Raw genomic sequence first — 15,512 nt, 5'->3', positions numbered from 1 at the left:
GCATAAATACATTTAGAATCCATGCTCAGTCACGCAGAAGAAAACTATTTGAAAGCCATCTATCATTTATCACAAGCTGATAAATCGGATGTTTCGACTAATGCCATAGCCGAAGTATTACAGACCAAGCCTGCTTCTGTAAGCGATATGATTAAAAAGCTTTCCGAAAAGGGCTTTATATATTATCAAAAATATAAAGGCGTCAATGTTTCACCGAAAGGTAAAAAGGAAGCACTTCAGATCATAAGAAAGCACCGACTATGGGAAGTGTTCTTAGTAGATAAGCTACAATTCAAGTGGGACGAAGTTCATGATATCGCAGAGCAACTGGAACATATCAAATCTCCTATTCTGACTCAAAAGCTAGACAAGTTTTTGGGCTATCCGAGAGTAGATCCACATGGTGACCCTATTCCAGACGAACGAGGCGAAATCGTGATTGGTAAAAAAGTACCCTTATCAGAAATCACAGAGGGTAAAACAGTATTGGTGACTGGTGTAGAAGATTCGGATTCAGCATTCTTGTTACACCTCGACAAAATCAAAATAGCCCTTGGCACCAAGGTTATAGTCAAAGAAAAAAACAGCTTCGACAGCTCAATGCAAATAGAGCTATCAGACAAACAAGTCATATTTATTTCAAAGCAAGTGGCAGACAACTTATTAGTAACAGAATGAAAATGAATAAACTCTTTATCATAGGATCAGTACTACTCATCGCACTAGGCGCTTGTGAACACACCAAAAAAACCAGAGATGGTAAACTAAAAGTGGCAACAACTACAGGCATGATCTACGATGCTGTGATCAATATAGGAGGAAATCAAGTGGTTGCACAAGCCTTGATGGGGCCAGGCGTAGATCCGCATTTGTATAAGGCTACACAAGGAGATCTAAAAAAACTCCAAGACGCTGATCTTATTCTTTACAACGGCCTGCACTTGGAGGGCAAAATGGGTGAGGTATTTGAAAAGCTAGGACGAATCAAAGCTGTAAAAGCAGTATCTAGCCACATCGAAAAAGACCGGTTTCGCTCTAGCGAATTATACCCAGGCACTTATGACCCTCACATTTGGTTTGATGTATCGCTCTGGAAAGAAGCAGTGACACAAGTTCACCACACGCTAGTATCACTAGACAGTATTAATCAGCCTATTTATGATGAAAATGCTTTCCGATACCTGAAATCATTAGACTCTCTACACCTCGCCGTAAAAAACAGTATTGCCACAATCCCTCCAAACCAACGCATACTCATCACGGCACACGATGCTTTCGGCTATTTTGGTGAAGCCTACGACATAGAGGTCAAAGGATTGCAAGGTATCTCTACTCTATCTGAGCCTGGTTTGAAGGATGTCGCAGACTTAGTCAATATGATAGTAGAAAACAAAATCAAAGCAGTCTTCATCGAAACCTCTGTTTCTAAAAAAGCCATTAACGCAGTAGTAGAAGGCTGTAAACAAAACGGGCACGATGTGCAAATTGGCGGCAGCCTCTACTCAGATGCCATGGGGGCTTTTGGTCAATTCGAAGGCACCTATATTGGCATGGTTCATACCAATGTGGAAACTATAGTAAGTGCACTCAAATGATAGTAAACGTAGAGAAACCGATATTAGAGATTCATGACCTGACGGTAACGTACAGCAGAAAACCAGTCTTGTGGGGTGTAGACCTTACTCTACCCAAAGGTGCGTTGGTCGGGATTATAGGGCCTAATGGTGCTGGAAAATCCACACTCATCAAAGCCATTATGGAAATTGTACCACTGAGTAGTGGCTGGGTAGAATTACTGCAAAAGCCAATCGCTGAAGTACGAAACCAAGTAAGCTACGTCCCTCAAAAAGAATCTGTAGACTGGGACTTCCCCGCCTCCGTTCGCGATGTGGTAGTCATGGGCAGATATGCTGAATTGGGGCTATTCAAAAGACCAAGAAAAGCAGACTATGAAGCAGCTGACTACGCCCTAGAGCAAGTCAACATGCAGCAGTTTGCCAATCGGCAGATCAGCCAGCTCTCTGGCGGCCAACAACAACGCGTCTTTCTGGCTCGTGCACTGGCACAAAATGCCGAAATCTATTTTATGGACGAACCTTTTGCCGGTGTAGATGCTGCTACCGAGAAGGCCATTATCAATATCCTAAAAACCATGTCGGCAGAAGGTAAAACAGTGATCGTTGTACATCACGATCTGCAAACCGTAGCTCAATATTTCGATTGGGTAGTACAGCTCAATACTCGATTGGTAGCTTCAGGCCCTGTAGAGCAAGCTTTCACTCAAGAGCTACTGCAAGAAACTTATGGCGGCAAACTAAGTATACTCTCTGAAGTCGGCAACCTACTAAAGAAACAGCAATTTCCAACCCGAGATTTGACCTAGTCGACATGGAAGACTTGATTACATTTTTCTCTTTTCAAAACCCGAACATTCGATATGTCACGGGCGGCTCTATGCTTTTAGCCATCAGCTCTGCGCTCGTAGGATGCTTTACCTTTCTCAAGAAAAAAGCACTGGTAGGCGATGCCGTAGCGCATGCAGTATTACCAGGTATCTGTTTGGCTTTCTTACTGTCTGGCACTAAAAACCCTATCTATCTGATCATTGGCGCATTCATTACAGGATGGCTGTCTTTGCTATTGATTGATGCCATTACCCGTAATTCTAAAATTAAAGAAGACACAGCTATAGGCCTGATCCTTTCCGTGTTTTTTGGTGTAGGCATTTTATTGCTTACGATGATTCAGCATTCGGGTAATGCTGCACAAACAGGACTAGATTCTTTCCTTTTTGGAAAAGCAGCTGCCTTGGTAGGTCAAGATTTAATGATTTTTAGTGTAATCAGTATTAGCTTGTTGCTCGGTGTGATTCTCTTTTACAAAGAGTTTGCTCTGATATCATTTGACGAAGACTATGCCAAATCGATTGGATTTCCAGTAAAACGGCTCGAACTAGTTCTGACTACACTTACGGTCTTAGCTGTGGTAACTGGCATACAAGCTGTGGGGGTGGTACTTATGGCAGCGATGCTCATCACTCCTGCCGCTGCTGCTCGATTTTGGACGAATCGCCTCAGTATCATGCTACTACTGGCTGCCATATTTGGAGCTTTTTCAGGAGTGAGTGGTGCTTACATTTCATATGTGGCACCATCGATGCCCACTGGGCCATGGATCGTTATGATGATATCTGTGATTGCTTTAGTCTCTTTTTTTGTAGCTCCTGAAAAAGGAATACTCTACAAACTGATTCGTCAGACTAAAATCAAGAAACGCATATTAAATGAAAATATCCTAAAGCTATTTTACCAATTAGGGGAAATAGACCAGAACTTTGAGGAGCAACGTAGCGTTGCTCAAATCCAAGCCAAACGCCCTATTAAAACTCCAACTTTGATTACAGGATTGAATGCACTAGCCTATCAAGGTTTTTTAAAAAAACAACAAGACACGTGGAAGCTTACAGACCAAGGGCAGAAAAAAGGACAACGTATCGTAAAACTACATAGGCTATGGGAGGTATATCTCACCACCTACTTGCGCATAGCGCCAGATCATGTTCATGAAGATGCTGATAATATAGAGCATATTCTTACACCAGAACTAGAAGCTAGGTTGGAAGCCCTGCTGAAATACCCTACAAGCGATCCACACGAATCTACTATACCTTATCACAAACCAATCAATAACTGATGGATGCCTTATATATCATATCTGCAGGTTCTTTAGTGGCTATTACTTGTGGTCTTTTGGGGTGTTTTCTAATCCTCAGAAAGATGGCGATGGTAGGAGATGCTATTTCTCATGCGGTACTACCTGGTATCGTGTTGGCTTTTCTATTTAGTGGCAGTCGAGATTCTGTCATCATGCTACTGGGTGCTGGAATTATAGGCATCCTAACGACTGTCCTCATCGAATTTTTCCATAAAAAAGGAAACCTACAGACAGATGCTGCTATTGGGGTCACTTTCACCTCGCTTTTTGCCTTGGGTGTGATTTTGATTTCCATCTATGCCAATGAGGTAGACTTAGACCAAGATTGTGTTTTGCATGGAGAAATTGCTTATGTACCACTCGATCTTTGGATCACGGACTCAGGAACGATCTTGGGGCCTCGTGTATTGTATGTCTCTGGCTTTGTGTTACTTCTCATTCTTAGCTTTATCATACTCGGATACAAAGAGTTGTACCTCACTACTTTTGACCCTGCTTTTGCTACAGCCATTGGTATATCCACTGTACTTTGGCATTATTTATTAATGGCAGCTGTGTCTCTTACTACTGTAGCTTCATTTGAGTCTGTAGGAGCTATCTTAGTAGTAGCACTTTTGATCGCCCCTCCTGCTACTGCCTATTTACTCACAGAGAGTTTTCCTAAGATGCTTTTCATTACGGCCGTTTTGGGTATTATCGTGTCTATAATGGGTTATTACTTGGCTGCATGGGTGGATGGTTCAATCGCAGGTGCCATGTCGACGGTAGCTGGTCTGTTATTTTTACTTGCGTTTTTGTTTTCCCCTTCTGAAGGGTTAGCGATCAAAAAATGGCGCAGCAAGGAGATGAAAACTGAGATCTGATTTTTTTCTCCACTCGAAAAACGTTTTCTTTATCCCAAATTGAAAAATTAACGCATGCGAATATTAAACCTACTCCTATTATGTCTTCTCTCTACTTCTGCATTTGCTCTATCACCTAAGCGCACTTATGATCGGACACCTCATGATTTTCATATGACCTATGAAAAGCTTCGCATACCTTCTACCAATGGTGCGGAGTTGAATGCATGGTACTTCCCATCCAAGCTTGGAGACCAGCTGATGGTAATGAGTCATGATGGAGTAGGTAATATAGGGGATTACCTAGAACGTGTCAGAATATTGGTTAACTATGGTTTTAGTGTAGTGATCTATGACTATCGAGGGTTTGGCGAAAGCAGTGATTTCAAAATCAATAAATATCAATACATCTACAAGGAGTTTTACGACGACTTTGACGCAGTATACAACTATTGCGAACAGACCTTTCATCATGAGCTCATAGCCTATGGGTGGGGCATTGGAGCTGGCATCTCTTTAGCTAGAGGTTATCAAAAAGAAGACATAGCTGGAATCATTGCTGACGAACCATTTGTGGATTTCACCGCTTTAAAAACTAAATTTAAAAACATCAACGCTGTGATGACATTGCCGGAAGGCATAGAAAACAATGATTACAATACGCTCAATATTGTAAAAAAAGAGCCTGGAGAAAAACTACGTGGTTTGCTTTTCTTGCATGGCTCTAAAAATTTCTTATATAGTACCGAAGATATGGAATTATTACTCGAGGCTACTACGCTAGACTTCAAAGAACTGTATCAGTTTGATTTGGCTTCTAGAATGGACAATTTTACCATTAATGAATCTGAGTACGCACGGCAAATTTACGGCTTCGTACTAAGCTTGTAACTAGTCCAGATTACGCATATGGCGATAAACAAAAGCCAGTGCAATCCCCACAAAGGCACCAAAGGCATGCGATTCCCAAGAGATATTAGATCCAGTAGGCAACATGCCATACACCAGCCCACCGTATAAAATCACCACAACTATCGAAATGGCTAATGAGCGAAAGTCTTTTCGGAATAACCCAAAAAAAATCAGGAAGAAAGCCAGTCCATAAATAACCCCACTGGCTCCTATGTGATAAAATGGACGCCCAAAAAACCACACTAAAATACTAGTCAGAAAATAGCAATTGATAAACACCCAAAGGGCTATTCGGTTGTAAAACACAAATAGGGTAATTCCTAAAAAAAGTAAAGGGAGTGTATTAGAAAGAATATGTTGGGTATTGCCATGTATAAGCGGGGCGGTCAGTATGCCTACCAGCCCTTTGACCGTACGCGGATACACACCTAAAAAACCTAGATCGATATGTGAGTAAAATTGAAAGGTAAATACCAGCCAAATGACAAATGTCAACCGCAAGGGAAAAATGATGCTGGCTCTGTATCTGGTATACATAGGTGGTATAGGGAGCAAAAAAAACCCCGACTGGCGGGGTTATCCTTTTTTTAGTTTTCGTAGTCGGAAGGATCATCTATCATCGAGAGTTCCATTAGTTTGGCTTCTTCATAACTCACGGACATATATCCTAAAATCCCGCCAGAAGCTTCTGCAATTTTCTTTGCCATATCCTTCAAACTAGCATGTAGTTTTACAGCAAATTTATGATCCACCTTTGGCAAAATAAAGTTAAGTTTTCTGAGCTCTTTACCAATGATTTCGGCTCTCCCCTCTGCTGTATCAGGCATTTCATTGACCATCGTTTCAAACTTCTGCTGAAAGTCCTTACCCACTTCTTTGTAATATTCCATGAGTTGTTCTCTGGCTCTTGATTGCTTGTTATTCGCAATTTCCACTGCTTGATGGATTTCAGACTTATCAATATTGTCATCGGCCCCGGCGATAAGAATGGATACCAAGACAGGAGCCTTCAGCAACACCTCTATTTCATCATCACGTAACGTGTTGAATTCACTAATCATCTGATTGAAATTTATTTTGGTTTAAAAAAATCGAAAATAAACTAATTTCATCTAAATCAGGAAATTTTCTAAGTAATTATGGCAAACCAGTACTAGCTATTACTTTTACTGATCCATCTTTTTTCTATCGTTGATAAAACCCTCGATTTGTTCTACGTCTAGTTTCTTAGCAATAATCTCCTTGTTCCGATCCAGTATATAAATCTGAGGTGTACTTCTCACGTTGTACTGCACTCTAAAGTTACTCTTGTAGTGAGGGTCTCCTAGGTTCAGCCAACCTTCCAGTCCAAATTTCTGGATGAACTCTTTCCATTTTTCAATATCGGTACCTACCGTCACAGCGGCCACGTCAAAATCTCCTTCCATTTTTTTGTACAAATCAAACAGCACAGGGGTTTTTTTCTTGCAGTGTCCACAGTCTGGGTCATAAAAATAAAGCACCAAGTAATCCGACTGGATATCATATAACGTAGTTCGCCGATCTAGTGTATCTACTAGATAGATCTGAGGGGCTTTCATCCCAATCTGATTTTCGCGCAAAAAAGTCATTTCCTTTTTGAGTTCGGCCAGCAGCGTACTATCTGCCCAGTCTACTTTCCCTTTTAGGTAGTATTCGTCCGAAAGATGTACAAACACTTTGTCCATACCCATGATTTTCGGGTTTTGATACTCTTGAAAGAACACCCCCATCCAATACCGGTATAGCTCTGGATTGTTTTTAGCTTTATCAAGCACTACATCGATAGATGCAATGATAGAATCAGGGTTCTGAAAGGTGACTCTATCTATGTATTCTTTTACTTTTCCGTAAAAGTTGGGAGTTCGAATCAACCCTTCTGAGTCGAAATCCAAACCATCAAAAAAGTGGTCTTTATAGTAGTTGTACTGTGCTTTTTTCTGTGCTAGTGTAGGGTTTGGCGAGTCAATCTTTAGCTCAGCTGATTTATTCATCATCACTAAGATTTGGGTCATAAAGGAATCTCCAAATGCTACCAGCAAGCTGTCTCTCTTTGATTGATTGAGCTCAGTAGCCTTTGCCATATCCTCTCGCACACGAATGGTATCAGCTGCCGTGCTGATCGAATCCAACACCGACATCAGCTCTTTCATCTTTTGCTGATGTGCGATCATTATTAGCTGAAAGGCCCTAAACTGCTCATTGTCTTCCGCGTTTTCAATAATCATATCAGGATAAGTCGTTTCCTTTTTAGTAGTTAGACTAAAATTCAGAGACCGATCTATAAGAAATTCCATGGTATATGAGCCCGTATATAGGAAGTAGACACCCGTTTTGATCACCTTTTCTCCTTCAAAAACCATCGATCCTTTATTGTCGATCGAGGTCGTATCCAATACATACCGTTTATCCCCTCGATAATACCCCAGATAAGCAACACTATCAGTCACTCCTTCTACAGATATTTCGATTCGATATGGTTCTTTTTGATCATTTGATAGTTGGGCTACTGCCACTGGAGCCAAAGCGAAAAAGCTGGCCAACCATGTAAGTAGAGATATTCTATGATTCATCTATTTTGAATTAATTCTAAAAGAACGTAAAGCAAACAAAAATGGCACTAGCATTTAAATTTTTAACGAATTTTTAACTTTTGATAATCACTATTCTAACAAACGGAAGCATTCTTGAAAGTCAAATTCTTCTTGGATAGAGGTGAGAAATCATCAATAAACTCCCCATTTTTTAATCAGAATAATATTCTTCAAAAAGAAAATCAGCGCTTCTTGACCAGATAGATAAGTTTGGCTACCTTGGATTTCAAATTAATAATAACTAAAACTAATTTATCATGAATCTTAAAGAAGAATGGCTGTTGAGTGGCCGTAAGCCAAAGGATGATGAAGATGACGATGCGCCTACTGATCCAGGAGGAGAGCATTTCAATTAATCAAGCCTAGCAGCATTTTGAGAGATTATTTATTTAAATCGTTTGATTAAAAACCTAACATATCAGTGCCTTCTTATCACCTTTGGGTTGTTGATACTTACTTTGAGAAGTTTTGCTCAGCACACTTCAACTGAAACTGAAAACCACTCAGAAGAATTCATTCAAACATTCGACTCGTTGCTCTATTCCAACGAACTAGACAAAGCCTACTACCTACTAAGTGAGGAGTCTGGTGGGCTTCTTGGAGAAGAGATGTATAGCGACCGTTACTTTTCTTTTTTATACAAAAAAATGAAGGAGCTATACAAAAAAGGAAACTACATTGAGTCTATATCAGTAGCGCGTGATTTTATTTCTAAATATAACAAATCAGATACATTACTCGCCTACACCTATACCTACTTGGCTAATTCATATTATAGATTCGATGATTTCGACATCGCACTCGATTGCTACTTCACCGCCAAACAAATCCATAACAAGGACAAGCGATATAAAGAGGTCGCTAAGATTGTCAGTAACATTGGACTGATCTATTTTAAATTAAAAAACTATGAGCGTGCGCTTAGTTGCTATGATGAATCAAATCATATATTCCTAGATCATGGACTGAGCCCCTACCCCTATAACTACAACCAATTAGGCCGAATAAATATAAGGCTTGAGAATTATGATCAGGCAGCTTTGTATCTGGATAGTGCTAAAAGTCTGGCTATCGCCCAAAGAAATAAAAACGAAGAATTTTACTCCACACGATCGATGGGGCTCAATTTGTATACTCAAGAAAGGTACGCTGAAGCCATCCCGTATTACGAAGCAGCACTGGCTGGGTATAGATCCATAAACGCAAGAGACCATGCACTAGATTGCATTGAGCAACTGGCTCTAATCAATATCCAATTAAAAAATTACGACCAAGCCATTTCTCTTTGTGAAAAGCACCTACCTACTGCCTACAACACCAACAACTTAAGACACGTGGTTTCTATGTCCGAAATCATGTACGATGCTCTGGTCGCTCAGGGCAACTATAAAGAAGCCGTATATATCCATCAAAACTTCCAACAAGCCAAAGACTCTATAGAAATACGCCAAGAGGAAAGTAATAAATACAAGGTACAAATGAGGCTAGAGGCAGAGAAACGTGCCAACGAAAACGAACTTCTCAAGGAGCAAAAGAAAGTGAACGAAGAAACCATTCGAGCACAAAACATCTTACTTTACAGTATTGGTATCGGCCTTTTACTTGTCGTGATTATCGCTTTAATCATCTACAGAAGTTACCTAATCAACAAGCAGCTCTCAGCCAAAATACAGCTACAATCTGATCGTCTCAAACAACTCGACGAAGCCAAATCTAGATTCTTTGCCAATATCTCGCACGACCTCCGGACACCACTCACTTTGATCATGGGAGGCATAGAGCAAGTACTAAAAAGTGAAGACATGCTACTCACCGACAAAGCCGAGCGTCAGTTAAAAACAGGATTGTTGAATGGTGAAAGAATCATTCACCTCACCAACGAAATCAATGAACTCATCAAACTTGAAGATGGAAAACTAGTCATCCATAGACAATACATTGACCTTGACAAGATGCTCAAACTATTTGTAAAAATGTTTGACTCCATGGCTGAACTCAAAGGCATACACCTCTCCTACTCCAAATCTATTTTTGAGGGAGCGCCCATCGCACATATAGATCCTACTCAGTTTGAAAAAGTTCTTTTCAATTTGATCACCAATGCACTCAAACACACACAAAAGGATGACTCTGTAACCGTCGCGTTGAACAAAGAAGATGAGAATCTAATCGTCTCTGTGATTGATTCTGGAGAAGGAATCCCCGAACAGAACCTACCCTATATTTTCGAGCGCTATTATCAATCACCAGATACTACTTTTAAAACTCAAGAAGGGTTTGGTATAGGGCTAGCGCTAGTGAAAGAGATTATTAACAAACACGAGGCTGCTATCCTAGTGAAAAGTAAATTAGGCGAAGGCTCTGAATTTATGATTACGATACACCAAGAACTGGTAAATGAGGATCAAATCACTCAACTCCCTCATTTAGAATATAGTGACAAAACTCGTGGATTATTCAGAGAATTAGATGAAGCTGAGTCAGACTCAAAACCAGTGATTAATCTAAACAGGCGGGTCAGCAACACTAAACCTACAATACTTATCGTAGAAGACCATCCAGAAGTACGAGAATTTATTCAAGCCATCGTAGAGACACGATATCACGTGCTCACAGCTCCCAATGGACAGCGAGCACTAAAAGTACTAGACAAAGAAGCGGTAGACCTAATCATCACAGATCTAATGATGCCTTGGTTCGACGGATTTGAATTACTTGAAAAACTGAAGGAAAGTGATAAACTTAAAAAAATCCCTGCCCTTGTCCTTTCGGCTAGGACATCAGAAGAAGATAAAACTAAAGTCTTGTCACAAGGGGTCAATGATTTCTTGTGTAAACCCTTTAAACCAAATGAACTGCTACAACGAATAGAAAACTTATTGGACAAGAAAGAAATTTGGAACAATAACAACGAAGGGGCGCTTTTTATTAACAACCAACAAACCTTAGATGAGATAGAACAATCTCTCTTGAAAAAAGTAGAACAACTGGTTCTTGACAAAATAGACGACCCAACTCTATCCATCCACTACTTGGCTGATCATATCGCTGTAAGTGAACGGAAATTTTACCGAATGATCAAGAAAATGACCAATGGCACTCCATTCGAGTTTATCAAAGAAGTACGTATGCAATATGCCAGTAGGATACTCAAAGAAAAGAATGTAAGCAGTGCATCTGAAGTTGCCAAATCCATAGGCATGAACAACGTGAGTCATTTCAATACTCAATTTAAAAAGAGGTTTGGCAAAAGTCCCATGGACTACAAATAGCCCTATAATGAAAGGAAAAGGCCATTGGCAAGATATTTAAGAAGGTTGGCAGCATTTTGAAACAGGTACAACCTACTTTAGTTTCATAATTAATTTTTCTCAAAATGCTGCTGGCTCCAGAAGAAATTCTGGAGCTTTTTTTATGCCTAATTCAAGCAAACATTAATCCTGCGATCTAATTATAATAATCACTACAAAATTTCTTTTGATAGTCAATTTTGGATAACTTCATTTTTCAGAATTTGAGTTGTAATTTATAGCTAATCAATGCTAAACACGAGTGAAAAAAGACGAGTAAATCGCTTTATTATTGGGTCAATCTTAGGTACATTGATATTTTACGTATTAGTTACCCTACTCATTCATTTTGAAAAAGATAGCTCTCAATCAAGTATTACTGATTACCACCAAGCCTTGTGGTTTACCATCGCTACACTCACCACTGTAGGGTATGGAGATATTTATCCTGTCACCTTATACGGTAGGTTTATAGGGTTCATTTTCGTGCTGCTCAGTGTCGGGATCTATGGGCTTTTGATTGGACAAATTACAAACCTTATTACCACTTTAAAACAAAACAAAATGCTAGGGTACAACGGAACCATGTTTGAACAACATGTGGTCATGATCGGCTGGAGCGAATTTGGTCAGCTAGTCGTAGAGCAACTCATCGGAGCCAATAAGCGAGTGGCTATTATTACGAACGTAAAAAGTCATATAGAACATATCCATGAAAAATATGACACAAATATGGTGTTCACCTTATATTCTGATTTTGAAAACACAGAAATGCTCAAAAAAGCAAACATAGAGCATTCAACTGTTGTCTTCGTAAACCTCGATGATGACACAGAAAAGTTGGTGTTTATCTTAAACATGAAAAAGGTATTTGAAGACCTTGAATTTGTAGTAACACTAGAAAATGCCAACCTCAAAAACACTTTTATTAGTGCTGGTGTGACTAATGCCATCTCTCCTCATGACATCTCATCTAAAATATTAGCAAGCTACATGTTTGAACCAGATGTGGCTGCATTCACTGAAGACATCATGTCATTTGCTCATACCCCTACTGACTATGACATCAAACAATTTCTAGTCACTTATGACAACCCCTATCTAAACAAGGATTATCACGAAACATTCAGTTTGATAAAATCGACCTACAATGGCATCCTGATAGGTATGAGTAAAAAGGACAAAACTGGCAAAAGGCAGTTGATTAAAAATCCTGAAAAGAAATTCACAATTTCACTAGGCGATTACTTGATCATTATAGTCAACGGCAGTTCTTTTCAAGAGATCCAAAAAGTATTTAATGTCCAAGAAGGATATTTTAAAGAAAAATAATATGACAAAACACACCCACATCCTACCTATCCTAGGTTTATTAACGATCTCTTTGCTGTCTTGTGAAAATCGCGATGTCAATTATTCAGATGGACCTAATTTTAGTGAAATTCATGAGGACATCGAATATCACTTTGATCAAGTCACCATTGAAGGCCATGAATATTATATCCTAGAAAGAGACAGAAACAACCCTCACGAAGGGTTTGGTTTTATGGCCATGAAAGCCAACAAAACAATAGGAAACCTAGATACTATCAAAGCATACCTCAAGACCTTAGTAGATATTCAGGTAGAAACGTTAGCAGCAAAGACAGGTCAATCTATTGAAGAATCTGAGGCTAGTGTAAATAAGCTTTTCGAATTCCACCTAAAGAATAGTCAAAGTCTTCTTCCAACACAAAAAAAAGGAGCTGATGAATAATCATCAGCTCCTTTTTTTGTATCTCTAATTTGCTTACAACGACAAAAAATGTTCTTTTAGATCGTTCAATACAAGTTGAGTTTCTTTATCCACCACCCCAGAATTAGTGATGTCTTTAGCCACTTTCACAGCATCTATTAGCTCATCTTTTTCCTTGAATACTTCTTCCAATATTTTACAATTAGAAATCATAGACATCAAAATAACTATGGCTGGTGTTGCTTTTTGACCTTTCTGAACAACAGCTTTCAAAGTATCTCTAATCTCCTGTTCAAAAGCATAATTAGCATTATCCATTCTTTCTGAAACAGGAATCCAAAGCAACTTAGTAGATTCTACTTTCAATATCCCACGTTGAACCAAAAGCTCTATTACATCGTCTTGAACAGACTCAAATGAAGGGGCAATTTTTTTAACTGTATTTGACACAGAATCTCCGCCGCCACCAATCGCTTTTAAAACATTATCAAGCACTTTATTACCCGTACCTGTAGAGTCTTTAACAACTATCTTGTTGTTTTCGAACCCGACTCTTTTTATTAATGAAAGCTCTAATATGAAAATGGACAACAGGCCATGATCAATTGAATGCTCTGCTGCTGACAATAATCTTCCTTCTTCGTCATCCAACGCAATCAACATCAATCCTTCTGCTAAACTTAGTTTCATCTAACCGTAATTTATTTACTACTAATTTGTTTCTTCTTATTAATTATTTCAATATGCTCTTAATGGTAAGTCCCTGCACTAGAATAGAGAAAACCACCACTGCATATGTAGCTGCCAAGATAATATCCTTATAAGGTATCGTATCCGACAACGAAAGTGCCAAAGCTACAGAAATTCCTCCTCTTAATCCGCCCCACGTCAAGATAATGATTGTTTTATCTTCAAATTTCTTACCCATCATTTCCATGATTTTAATAGGAATAGAGACCCCGAGGAATCTTGCAAACAATACAATTATAATTGCAATAGGCGCAATCATTAAGAATTCCATTTGAAAATCTTGAGCAATAATAATAACTTCTAGACCTATCAAAATAAACAATATGGCGTTGAGTGCTTCGTCTAACAAATGCCAAAATTTGAACACATATTCACCAGTGGCATTGGCTAGGTGCTCGCTTCTTCCTTCATTACCAATGAATAGTCCCATAACCACCATGGCTAATGGGCCAGACACATGCAACAGCTCTGCTACACGACCTCCTACCATGACAAGCGTTAAAGTAACAAGTACTTCTAGTTCTACATGATCATTGTCTATATAGTTGAGCAACTTAAAGCCAATGTAACCAAACCCAGCGCCAAGCAATAGCCCGCCTACTACCTCTTTCACAAATAGACCGCCAATACTCATGGCTGTGATCTCTCCACCCCCATGTGCGTCTCCGCCCATGGCTATACCTGATATGGTTAAGAAAATCACCACTCCAACACCATCATTGAATAGAGATTCTCCTGCAATTTTTATTTCTAAGTTCTTATTTAAACCAAATTCTTTGGTCAATGCCAATACCGCAATAGGATCCGTAGGAGAAATCAAGGCTCCAAACAATAGGCAATAAATCATCGGCACATCAGCACCTACAAAAGCAAAACCATACTGCATAAGAAAGCCTACAATAAAAGTAGACATCAACGTACCTATCGTTGCCAAGACAATAATAGGCGCCCTTTCTTCTAAGAGCTTACTTAAATTCACAGAGAGTGCCCCAGCGAATAATAAGAAGTTCAACATGACATTGAGCAACACTTCTTTAAAGTCAAATTCTTCTACGATATGACTTGCGCCGTTCATCACGGCAGGCACAGCCAAGCCTAAAATCACAATTACTACAGATGCAGCCAAAGCAATGGCCATAAGTCCAATGGTGGATGGCAAACGAAGAAAAGTAATATTGACAAGTGTAAATACTGCAGCCAGAAAAATTAATAAAGTAATAAGGTCTAAAATACCCATTGGAGCAAAGTTTTAGTTTTAGATGCTATAATTATTTCACTTTCAATTTTCTTCCAATAGTGCAATTATACTATTTGTTAAGAATATCACCAATATACAACAAATAAACTATCAGTCGGATGTATTTATCCTCTCATGAAAGACTATAGTTTTTGTACTTAAAAGCATTCCTACGCCCTTAATTTTAAGAATTAGTATCCTGCATATGTTTTTCAGCATCTATGAATTGAGCGATAGTCATTCACAAATAGCCATTAGAAAGAATAACATTTGGTGAAATTGAATAAAATTTAAAATTTTCTAATGAAGCATGGCTTTTTTGCTTATTTGATTAAAATATCATGATGGACATTATAAAATCTACTTGAAGTACGTATTTATAGGAATATAAAAATAATTTTGCAGCACTCAACCCAAGGT

General features: G+C 39.0%; 14 protein-coding genes. 9 read left to right on the top strand and 5 right to left on the bottom strand.

The features are described 5' to 3' along the window. Positions 1–21: 21 nt before the first annotated feature. Genes N7E81_RS14470 through N7E81_RS14445 form a run of 6 tightly spaced genes read left to right on the top strand, consistent with a single transcriptional unit; the run spans position 22 to position 5,447 of the window. Positions 22–678 carry a metal-dependent transcriptional regulator gene (locus tag N7E81_RS14470; protein ID WP_263050307.1) on the top strand — a complete coding sequence of 219 codons (657 nt, stop codon included), beginning with the start codon at positions 22–24 and terminating at the stop codon, positions 676–678. Continuing rightward, entirely contained in the window at positions 675–1,595 is a 921-nt protein-coding gene (locus tag N7E81_RS14465) for a metal ABC transporter solute-binding protein, Zn/Mn family (RefSeq protein WP_263050306.1), read from the top strand. The genes N7E81_RS14470 and N7E81_RS14465 overlap by 4 nt, the downstream gene beginning before the upstream one ends. Then, a complete protein-coding gene (locus N7E81_RS14460; RefSeq protein ID WP_263050305.1) occupies positions 1,592–2,383 on the top strand; it encodes a metal ABC transporter ATP-binding protein in 792 nt (263 codons plus the stop codon). Before N7E81_RS14465 ends, N7E81_RS14460 begins: the two co-directional genes overlap by 4 nt. 5 nt (positions 2,384–2,388) lie before the next feature. Further along, positions 2,389–3,693 (top strand): metal ABC transporter permease, encoded by a 1,305-nt coding sequence (locus N7E81_RS14455; RefSeq protein WP_263050304.1) that lies wholly within the window; start codon positions 2,389–2,391, stop codon positions 3,691–3,693. Then, positions 3,693–4,577: a metal ABC transporter permease gene (locus tag N7E81_RS14450; protein ID WP_263050303.1), complete on the top strand. Its 885-nt coding sequence runs from the start codon at positions 3,693–3,695 to the stop codon at positions 4,575–4,577. The genes N7E81_RS14455 and N7E81_RS14450 overlap by 1 nt, the downstream gene beginning before the upstream one ends. Positions 4,578–4,631: 54 nt before the next feature. Further along, positions 4,632–5,447, top strand: coding sequence for an alpha/beta hydrolase (locus N7E81_RS14445; protein ID WP_263050302.1), 816 nt, complete (start codon positions 4,632–4,634; stop codon positions 5,445–5,447). Here the strand turns inward: N7E81_RS14445 and N7E81_RS14440 are convergent, their stop codons facing one another. The 3 genes from N7E81_RS14440 to N7E81_RS14430 form a co-directional block, all read right to left on the bottom strand. After that, positions 5,448–6,005 (bottom strand): rhomboid family intramembrane serine protease, encoded by a 558-nt coding sequence (locus N7E81_RS14440; protein WP_263050301.1) that lies wholly within the window; start codon positions 6,003–6,005, stop codon positions 5,448–5,450. 50 nt (positions 6,006–6,055) lie between these two features. Further along, the gene (locus N7E81_RS14435; protein WP_263050300.1) at positions 6,056–6,529 is read right to left on the bottom strand and encodes a hypothetical protein; all 474 of its coding nucleotides are present in this window, start codon (positions 6,527–6,529) and stop codon (positions 6,056–6,058) included. Between the two features lie 105 nt (positions 6,530–6,634). Beyond that, a complete protein-coding gene (locus N7E81_RS14430; RefSeq protein WP_263050299.1) occupies positions 6,635–8,059 on the bottom strand; it encodes a thioredoxin-like domain-containing protein in 1,425 nt (474 codons plus the stop codon). A 464-nt stretch (positions 8,060–8,523) separates the two neighbouring features. Between N7E81_RS14430 and N7E81_RS14425 the strand changes: the two genes are divergently transcribed. The 3 genes from N7E81_RS14425 (at position 8,524) to N7E81_RS14415 (ending at position 13,126) form a co-directional block, all read left to right on the top strand. Then, positions 8,524–11,352 (top strand): response regulator, encoded by a 2,829-nt coding sequence (locus N7E81_RS14425; RefSeq protein ID WP_263050298.1) that lies wholly within the window; start codon positions 8,524–8,526, stop codon positions 11,350–11,352. A 267-nt stretch (positions 11,353–11,619) separates the two neighbouring features. After that, on the top strand, positions 11,620–12,702 hold the full coding sequence (locus N7E81_RS14420) for a potassium channel family protein (protein ID WP_263050297.1): 1,083 nt from the start codon (positions 11,620–11,622) through the stop codon (positions 12,700–12,702). A gap of 1 nt (position 12,703) precedes the next feature. Continuing rightward, a complete protein-coding gene (locus tag N7E81_RS14415) occupies positions 12,704–13,126 on the top strand; it encodes a hypothetical protein (protein WP_263050296.1) in 423 nt (140 codons plus the stop codon). A 33-nt stretch (positions 13,127–13,159) separates the two neighbouring features. Here the strand turns inward: N7E81_RS14415 and N7E81_RS14410 are convergent, their stop codons facing one another. Together N7E81_RS14410 and N7E81_RS14405 are read right to left on the bottom strand one after the other, a co-directional pair. Further along, complete coding sequence (locus N7E81_RS14410) at positions 13,160–13,795, bottom strand: GOLPH3/VPS74 family protein (protein ID WP_263050295.1); 636 nt, start codon at positions 13,793–13,795, stop codon at positions 13,160–13,162. A gap of 43 nt (positions 13,796–13,838) precedes the next feature. Further along, on the bottom strand, positions 13,839–15,092 hold the full coding sequence (locus tag N7E81_RS14405; RefSeq protein WP_263050294.1) for a cation:proton antiporter: 1,254 nt from the start codon (positions 15,090–15,092) through the stop codon (positions 13,839–13,841). Positions 15,093–15,512: the final 420 nt, after the last annotated feature.

The sequence above is a fragment of the Reichenbachiella carrageenanivorans genome (assembly GCF_025639805.1).
Taxonomy (GTDB): Bacteria; Bacteroidota; Bacteroidia; order Cytophagales; family Cyclobacteriaceae; genus Reichenbachiella; species Reichenbachiella carrageenanivorans.
This window is presented reverse-complemented; position numbering and strand designations above follow the sequence as displayed.

What these genes read in the sequence shown, in the direction of transcription:
- N7E81_RS14415 (WP_263050296.1), top strand. Translation starts at nt 12,704, where the DNA reads ATGACAAAACACACCCACATCCTACCTATCCTAGGTTTATTAACGATC.
- N7E81_RS14460 (WP_263050305.1), top strand. Translation starts at nt 1,592, where the DNA reads ATGATAGTAAACGTAGAGAAACCGATATTAGAGATTCATGACCTGACG.
- N7E81_RS14455 (WP_263050304.1), top strand. Translation starts at nt 2,389, where the DNA reads ATGGAAGACTTGATTACATTTTTCTCTTTTCAAAACCCGAACATTCGA.
- N7E81_RS14450 (WP_263050303.1), top strand. Translation starts at nt 3,693, where the DNA reads ATGGATGCCTTATATATCATATCTGCAGGTTCTTTAGTGGCTATTACT.
- N7E81_RS14430 (WP_263050299.1), bottom strand. Translation starts at nt 8,059, where the DNA reads ATGAATCATAGAATATCTCTACTTACATGGTTGGCCAGCTTTTTCGCT.
- N7E81_RS14440 (WP_263050301.1), bottom strand. Translation starts at nt 6,005, where the DNA reads ATGTATACCAGATACAGAGCCAGCATCATTTTTCCCTTGCGGTTGACA.
- N7E81_RS14420 (WP_263050297.1), top strand. Translation starts at nt 11,620, where the DNA reads ATGCTAAACACGAGTGAAAAAAGACGAGTAAATCGCTTTATTATTGGG.
- N7E81_RS14410 (WP_263050295.1), bottom strand. Translation starts at nt 13,795, where the DNA reads ATGAAACTAAGTTTAGCAGAAGGATTGATGTTGATTGCGTTGGATGAC.
- N7E81_RS14470 (WP_263050307.1), top strand. Translation starts at nt 22, where the DNA reads ATGCTCAGTCACGCAGAAGAAAACTATTTGAAAGCCATCTATCATTTA.
- N7E81_RS14405 (WP_263050294.1), bottom strand. Translation starts at nt 15,092, where the DNA reads ATGGGTATTTTAGACCTTATTACTTTATTAATTTTTCTGGCTGCAGTA.
- N7E81_RS14435 (WP_263050300.1), bottom strand. Translation starts at nt 6,529, where the DNA reads ATGATTAGTGAATTCAACACGTTACGTGATGATGAAATAGAGGTGTTG.
- N7E81_RS14445 (WP_263050302.1), top strand. Translation starts at nt 4,632, where the DNA reads ATGCGAATATTAAACCTACTCCTATTATGTCTTCTCTCTACTTCTGCA.
- N7E81_RS14465 (WP_263050306.1), top strand. Translation starts at nt 675, where the DNA reads ATGAAAATGAATAAACTCTTTATCATAGGATCAGTACTACTCATCGCA.